The following is a 7,655-nucleotide window of genomic DNA, read 5'->3' on the forward strand; positions in this document are numbered from 1 at the left end:
TCAGCCACCTGTCTCTTCGAGGCGCGCAAGCACTTCCATTGCACCCTGCTGCATCGCATCTACAATAGTTGCGGCCGTTTCTTCCTTGCTATCACCCAAGAGCCCTCGCAACTCGCGCGGAAGATATTTTAGCAGTCGTTCCACGTCTTCCAAAACAGCCGGATCATTCGGGGGAAGACTTCGCTGAGCGATGATCTGAGCTAGTTCCTCTACCGCGCCTCCAGTCGACGCATTGCTGGCGGCGGACAATGCAAGCTCGATCTTGTCGATCCAAAGCGACCCGATCGGCTCGGTGACATTCTGTGCTTCCGCGAGTAGAAGGTCGAGGTCACGTCCCGCTCGCCAGGCCAGTGGTGTCGCTCCGGTCAGCACAGGCCGGACAATCAGATGTTCGCCAGCATGGTCCCGCCGTGCCGAGCGCAAAGCATTCTTCAGTGCCTCGATAAGGTCAGGCCAGTCGGACAATTGCTGGCAGTCCACCTCGAGCCGTTCGAACTGGGCCACCGCAATGTGACGCTCCTCCAGCTCGACCGAACTGTCATCGGCGACAGAAACTAGTGTCACCGACTTGTTGCCTGCCTCGCCGATGTCGCGCCCCTGAGGAATTCCTGGCATGACGACAGTAGTTGTGCCGGCGTCAACAGATCTTTGGTGGATGTGTCCCAGCGCCCAATAGTCGAACGCGGTAGCTTTTAGGTCGGCCAGCGTGCAAGGTGCGTATGGATCATGTCCCTGAGCCCCGCCGAGGGACGTATGCAACATTCCGATATTAAAAGCCCCCATCACCGGCGCCTCAAAACGGTCCAACAGAGTGTTTGGTGCATGGGGGTCACGAAATGAAACCCCGTGAACAGCAACTGAATGATCGTTCCAGTAAGTCTCGACGACCTGGGCTTTGCCTGGGAAAACCGTCACGTTTCCCGGCAGGGCCAGCTCACGCGTGATTTTAGATGCCGCATCGTGGTTGCCGCGGATAATGAAAACCGGAATGCCCGCTGCGTCTAAGCGCTCCATCTCTAGAGCGAGGAATCGAGCGGTTTTCATTGATGTTTGACTGCCGTCATACAGGTCGCCGGCAATCAGCAGCGCCTGGACATCTTCAGACACGCACAGATCGACCATCCGCCTGAATGTGGTTCTGGTCGCGTTCCCGACTACTTCGGCCAGTGCTTCGTCGCGCATGGCTAGAGACTTTAGCGGTGAGTCCAAATGAATATCTGCAGTGTGAACGAACCGGAAGGCCAACATTTTCCTCCAATAAACACTAAACCTATGAGAGAAATTGAAACTACGACGTCGTGACCGTCAAGGCAGAATTATTGGGGTCGCTAAAGTCAACGAAAACACGGGAATTCAGACAGTATATCGTTTCCCTGGAAATACCCATTCTCACCGTCGCTATATCGAAGACATGCAGCGCGTGCTGCATCACTTCTGAGAGGATAGCGATGACAAATAAACCGTATGGAGACACCCGAATGGCGACGTATGTCGAACGTAGGGTGCTCGAACTAAAACCTACCAAGAGCCAAGCCGAGATCGCGGCGCAGGTGGGATACGTCAACCCGAACATGATCACGATGATCAAGCAGGGTAGTTCCAAGGTGGCATTGGATCGCGTCCCGGCTTTGGCGAAAGCTTTGGAATGCGACGCTGCCTACCTTATGCGCCTCGCAATTGAGCAGTCGATCGGCCTGACTGCAGCAGAGGCAGTTGTCGAGGTGTTTGGAGAACCTGTCACGTCGAATGAACTTGGCTGGCTAAAAGCAATTCGCAAGGCCTCCAACAACACCGATCCTCGGCTGACCAACCGGTCAGAGACGGCGATCAAGACTATCTTCGGGAGGTAGGAGCCATGTATGACCAGAAAGACGTCCTAACAATGAATGAGCGCGCCTGGTTGCAGTTCCTCCGTGACGTGAGCAACGGAAGTGATCCTAAGCCTACCTTACGGCGAGTGCAGCTATTGAGGCGCCTTTGTCGACCTCACAAAGAAAAATGGAATGGGTTTTCGAGTTTGCGGCGAGGAATGGCTGGTGAAACCTGCCTCGCCGGGTCCCTCGCTGATTGAACTGAGGTTGCACAAGGTTGACAAAGGTTTACATCCGCCTTCCCGGGTTCGACGGAATGTAAACCTTTCGACCTTAAAAACACCTCAAATCAGGCCAAAAGGTTTACACTAAGTTTACATTAAGTTGACAGATTTCACCCGAAATCCACTTTTTCAGACCAAAATGTAAACCTTTGAACCAGACAAACCCATAAAAACAACGGTTCTCGGAAACCACATATCCGAAGACAGGCCAGAAAAGCGCGCACAGCGACGAAACACAGGCCATCTAACACCTGATACACAAACAAACACGGACGCGACTCAGGCCAGCGCAGACAGTTCCTGAGAGAAAGCCTTATAGAGAGCAAACACACTAAAGCAGGCCAGGCAGTATTTCGAGCGTCTCCGGAGAGAAGAAACCGACGATTGCTCATACTACGGAAATAGCTACACCTAGAGAGAACACACCCTAAAAGAACGGACACACATAAGAGCACTCTAGAGAGAGAATGCCTCTATAGAGAGCGTATGTGCCTAGAGAGAACAGGCGAGAGTGTGTAGAGGGCTAATCGTAGGGAGGAGTGCTCAGGGGCGGCACCCAATTTGCGCTTGTGTTTAGGAGACCTTCTGTATGCTCCGTTGCTTCTAAGTGCTCATTGGGAAGCCGGTAACCTGCGGTGGAGCGTAAAGCAGTCTGCACTTTGATTGTATGTGCTGTTATTCCTTCGGAAGTTCGTATGACGACTTCAAGAGAGAAGCTTCATTGAACCCTTGAGACGTCTTTCCGCATCTTCCGCAATGGCCCTAAGTCTTTCCTGCCGAGTTGGCTCACTAACAGCGTCTCTCACCGGTATAGGCCTGCTCTCGACAGGGCAATCCGACTTTTCATTGTTCGACCGGCTTGGAACGTTGTTCAGCGTAAGCGGATTCTTAGATTTGGCCAGTGCGCCTTGCTCCTGGCCTCATCGAAAATAGAGCGATGAGTGTTGCCTGGCAATCGCCCGGAAATAAACGCCAGCACCACTGGTGCGTCGCCCCTTCGCACCAGTGACGCATTCGTATAACTTGCAGGTCGTTTCGCCCAACTGGGCGGGTCAAAAAAATGCTCGGGGGCCTGGAGTTGGACAAACTATCAGTCATGCAAGCTTTTTGCCGTATCGTTGAACGCGGTAGCTTTGCCCGTGCCGCGGAAGACCTTGGTGTTTCTCCCGCGCTTCTCAGCAGAGAAATCAAGCTTCTGGAAGAAAGTCTGGGAACCGTCCTCCTCACCAGAACGACCCGATCCATGTCACTGACCGACATCGGCAGTCTCTATTACCAAGATGCAATTGGAATTCTCGACGCGGTCGAGAAAACGGAGCAAACCATCAGGGATGGTTCAAAAGCAGTGCGCGGGCATCTTCGGGTGAATGCGTCAAGTTCCTTCGGCCAAACCGTTATCGCACCGATGCTTCCAGAGTTCTTGGAAACCTATCCCGATTTGCGATTTACGCTTTTGATGGACGACAAGGTGATCGATATGGTCGAGGGCGGGTTCGATCTATCGATACGTATCCGTGCTGCCATGCCGGATTCGGCCCTTGTTGCCCGACGGATTGGCGTGATGCGGCAGAGAATATTTGCGTCTCCTGACTATTTGGAGCGATGCGGGACGCCGACCCAGCCGGCGGATCTGAAAAACCACGCGATCATCGGCTTTTTGCTTGCTGATCATTTGACGAGCTGGAAGCTCTCGGCCGCCGAAGGTGTCACAACATTAGAGCTTGATCCGCGCGTGCGCGTCGGCAACAGCCTCGTTTTGCGGGATCTGCTAATAGCGGGGCAAGGTATCGGAACACTGCCCGAGTTCGTCTCTGATGCTCCCGAAGCCAGCGGGGCCTTGGTGCGAGTTCTTCCTGACCACGAATTGCCTGCGCCGGAAGTATTCGCCGTTACAGCATCTCGCTTGGGAATGGATGCAAAGGTCACGGCCTTTCTTGATCATCTGCGCCTGGCCCTCAGGTCGCGACATTGTTCAATACAGGTAAAGAGTGATGTCAAAGAGCGCGACTTAATTGGCGGCGCAACAAATTCCATTCTCTCAGGGAACAAGTCGCAGCCCTGAGAGGTATCCTATGTCACGTATTCTCGTTCTCTACTATTCAAGCTATGGCCACGTCCGCACATTGGCCAATGCCGAGGCTGAAGGCGCCAGAAGTGTTCCTGGCATCGAAGTTGACGTTCGGCGTGTGCCCGAAACCGTCCCTGAAGAAGTCCGCCAGAATGCCGGCTATATTGTCGATGATACACCTACTGCCTTGCCGACAGATCTGGAAAACTATGATGCAATAATTTTAGGAACACCGACCCGATTTGGCATGATGGCTGGCCAAATGAAGTCCTTCCTTGATCAGGCCGGAGGGCTTTGGGCCAGGAATGCACTGGTTGGTAAGGTCGGAGCGGTGTTTGCATCAACAGGTTCGCAACACGGTGGGCATGAAGCCACACTTCTGACAACGCAAGTCCCGCTTCAACATTTTGGGATGCTGATTGCCGGAATGCCCTACACATTTGCTGGCCAGACTACATCAGAAGAAATCATTGGCGGCGCACCATATGGTGCCGGAACGATCGCCGGTGCTGATGGTTCCCGCACGCCTACCGAAACTGACCTGGCAGGAGCGCGGTTCCAGGGCGCTCATGTTGCAAGGATTACAGCGTGCCTCGCTGGATCAAACCTGCAAGCGGAAGCAGCGTAACCCGCACGCCTCGGACGTCTCACTCTACTTTTCCAACGCTTCAGACGGGGGACACACAATGTCACGCTCAACCGATATTCTACTCACTGCGCTCGCTCCAGCGGTATGGGGAAGCACTTATCTGGTAACTACGGAAGCGCTCCCGGCTGGCTATCCGATTACCCTGGCTGCGTTACGAGCTCTGCCAGCTGGCTTGTTGTTGCTTGTAGTGACGCGCTGCGTTCCACCACGCGAATGGCTCGGTCGAACTTTCGTCTTAGGCAGCCTCAATTTCGCTCTGTTCTGGGTGCTTCTCTTCGTTGCTGCGCATAGGTTACCTGGTGGTGTGGCCGCCACCCTAGGATCGTTGCAAGCAATGATCGTGGTTTTGATGGCGTGGGGATGGCTGGGAGCCCCAATCCGACTTGGTGCACTTGGCGCTGCCGCGACTGGCGTAATGGGTGTGTCTTTGCTGCTGATCGGGCCAGAAGCACAACTTGATTGGATCGGTATAGCAGCGGGTTTGGGAGGAGCCGCGTCAATGGCTGCTGGCACTGTTCTCAGTCGGAAATGGCAACCTCCGGTCTCGGCGCTGAGTTTTACTGCGTGGCAATTAACAGCCGGTGGTTTGATACTACTGCCAGTCGCACTGTTCCTTGAGCCGCCTCTACCTGCGCTAAGCGCAACAAATGTCGCCGGCCTTATTTGGCTTGGGTTGATCGGTGCTGCGGCAACCTATGCTCTTTGGTTTCGTGGCATAGCGCGCCTGGAGCCCAGTGCGGTCTCGATGCTCGGTATGATGAGTCCAGTAACAGCGGTGATACTCGGCTGGATCTGGCTCGGCCAATCCTTGTCTTTGGTCCAGTTCATTGGTGCCGTGATCGTCCTTTGCTCGGTTTCGGCAGGACAGAGAGCAAACCGATCACAACTCCGGCAAGTAAAAAGATCAAACCGGAAACACACCTCGGTCGTTGCCTGACCGTCGACGGGAAATAAGCTTACCATGATCGACGTTATTGATGCGGCTGTAACCCACGCAGTTAAACACGGCAGCCAGCGTAGCAAGCAAAACGTCACACCACCTTCGGACAGTTCGCAAAATAGCCTTTCTTCTGTCCGACTGCTCGTGAGCTTCGAGGATGTGTTATCTTCGAAGCTCACTTTTTTTGTGGAAATGCAATTTCCTACTTCCACAGTGTGACGGTTACGCCACCTTGTAGGATACACTCGTGCCAAGAATCTCCGGATGGCATTCGCGTAAATGCCTAACGGCCCGAGATGCTTTATCATTCAGAAAGTGCCACTGAGGCAGACCTTTGGGCTGGCCCTCCTCGGGGAAAGACCTAACGCTTAGCATATCCAACTCCTTAAGCGTTTCGAAAACTGCGGTCGGGATTTGTCTGCCCTTCCTTTCATCTACGAAACGCCAAGGTTCTCGCACATACTCAGGGCAGTTGGCTAAAATCTCACGCACCTGGTTATCACCAGAATGCGGTGTTCCAATCAGCAAGCCCATCCCAAGCGTGCGGTGGGCTCGGGAACTGTCCGTCAGGCGCACAATTTCACGCAAGATCGGCGAGGCTAGCTTTGTTAGCTCCACGCCGCGTCGAGAGTCTACCTCATTCCATGACGCCAATTGGGTTTTCTCTAAGATACGCTGCAATGTAGGATCGCGTTCAATTAGAGGAAACCAAACCGGACAATTTATCGATTTATCGTAGATCTTTTGTTCTCCTCCACCATAGATGCGGTATCGCCATCCGGCGAAAATAGAAAAGGAAAGATACACGACACCTCGGCATTCTCGCACGCGGTTCGTCAAAAAGTGGACAATCGCACCAAACTCAGATGTTGGATCACTTGCAGTGCCTATTGTTCCCGTTATTACCGCATCGGCGTGTTCTAGTTCTTTGGCACCCGGTATGAAATCAGTTGCAACGTGTTCAACATTCGGCATGGAATTCGCGTCGGCTGCAACACGATAGACGACACTGTCGATCCCATGTTTTTCAAGTGCGGAGTTCATGGTATGGAATTTCGATACGATCCGCCGGAACAGCTCGTCCCGTTCCTTGTCAGTTCGTGACAGCCTGAATGGGACGAACCCGGTTCCAATCACAATGTGCTCCGACAATGTATAAACCAAGTTAGACACGATATCCTGATCGTCGGTTTCCCTGACCGTCAACTCTCGTAACCTGTTGGTGAAGCTACCAACATCAAAAGTGCCGTAACCATATAACTTGTCGGCGTTGATACCGGCTTTTAGCGCCGCATCTGATTTGTATCCGAACCCGGCTGCTATCGCTTGCGAGATATGACTGCTTCTAAAGCCACTGTCTGTTGTTCTAAGTTGATTTCGTAACAAGCTTCGTTTGATGCCTGCGACGGACTCATGCGAGCATGGGAGGATGAACATATCCAATCTCCTAGTAAATCGGGAATTGTTCGTCGATTACACGCACCCGGTAAGGGAATGGGATGTGCTCATTTTGATATAAAAACCAACTGTTTGAGTCGACGATAGCTCAAGCCGTTTGCGCTCTCTTCATCGATATCGTCACGTCAAAGAAGATGTCAAGGTCAGTGCTGTCAAAAGGTTAGATTGCACACGCAAGAGAATGAAATCAACTCTGGCCAATGAACAGAAAGGCTCAGCTTAAACCAAATTGAGAATAAACGCGCTCGAACAAGCAAGGTAGACTATTCGGCAGCCTCAACTATGAAAAACCGACGATCAGTCAAGGAGCAAAAATAAATGTCCGTAGAGAAGACGCCGTTCAAGATGACCGGGTGTCCGTCGTCAGGGATTTTGGGACAGATGGCGCTCTGATCTAAGAGAGGATGTGGCTCATCTGGTTGGTTTGATTATGCGGCGGATTTGC

7 protein-coding genes are annotated in these 7,655 nt (G+C 52.8%); 5 read left to right on the forward strand and 2 right to left on the reverse strand.

Going from position 1 to position 7,655, the window contains the following annotated elements; translation table 11 throughout:
* Positions 1–1,248: a metallophosphoesterase family protein gene (locus tag ACR1XU_RS21445; RefSeq protein ID WP_480908998.1), complete on the reverse strand. Its 1,248-nt coding sequence runs from the start codon at positions 1,246–1,248 to the stop codon at positions 1–3.
* A 230-nt stretch (positions 1,249–1,478) separates the two neighbouring features.
* On the opposite strand from ACR1XU_RS21445, the gene ACR1XU_RS21450 reads away from it, so the two are divergent.
* The 5 genes from ACR1XU_RS21450 (at position 1,479) to ACR1XU_RS21470 (ending at position 5,971) form a co-directional block, all read left to right on the forward strand.
* The gene (locus ACR1XU_RS21450; RefSeq protein ID WP_480908997.1) at positions 1,479–1,850 is read left to right on the forward strand and encodes a helix-turn-helix domain-containing protein; all 372 of its coding nucleotides are present in this window, start codon (positions 1,479–1,481) and stop codon (positions 1,848–1,850) included.
* A 1,323-nt stretch (positions 1,851–3,173) separates the two neighbouring features.
* Complete coding sequence (locus ACR1XU_RS21455) at positions 3,174–4,157, forward strand: LysR family transcriptional regulator (RefSeq protein WP_480908996.1); 984 nt, start codon at positions 3,174–3,176, stop codon at positions 4,155–4,157.
* A 10-nt stretch (positions 4,158–4,167) separates the two neighbouring features.
* A complete protein-coding gene (gene wrbA / locus ACR1XU_RS21460; RefSeq protein ID WP_480908995.1) occupies positions 4,168–4,791 on the forward strand; it encodes an NAD(P)H:quinone oxidoreductase in 624 nt (207 codons plus the stop codon).
* A 58-nt stretch (positions 4,792–4,849) separates the two neighbouring features.
* Positions 4,850–5,749: an EamA family transporter gene (locus ACR1XU_RS21465; protein ID WP_480908994.1), complete on the forward strand. Its 900-nt coding sequence runs from the start codon at positions 4,850–4,852 to the stop codon at positions 5,747–5,749.
* A gap of 24 nt (positions 5,750–5,773) precedes the next feature.
* Positions 5,774–5,971: a hypothetical protein gene (locus ACR1XU_RS21470; protein ID WP_480908993.1), complete on the forward strand. Its 198-nt coding sequence runs from the start codon at positions 5,774–5,776 to the stop codon at positions 5,969–5,971.
* Positions 5,972–5,974: 3 nt separating this feature from the next.
* On the opposite strand, the gene ACR1XU_RS21475 is transcribed toward ACR1XU_RS21470, so the two are convergent.
* Positions 5,975–7,189, reverse strand: a complete 1,215-nt coding sequence (locus tag ACR1XU_RS21475; protein WP_480908992.1) for a hypothetical protein — start codon at positions 7,187–7,189, stop codon at positions 5,975–5,977.
* Positions 7,190–7,655 lie beyond the last annotated feature (466 nt).

It is taken from the genome of Ruegeria sp. D1(2025) (genome assembly GCF_056536425.1).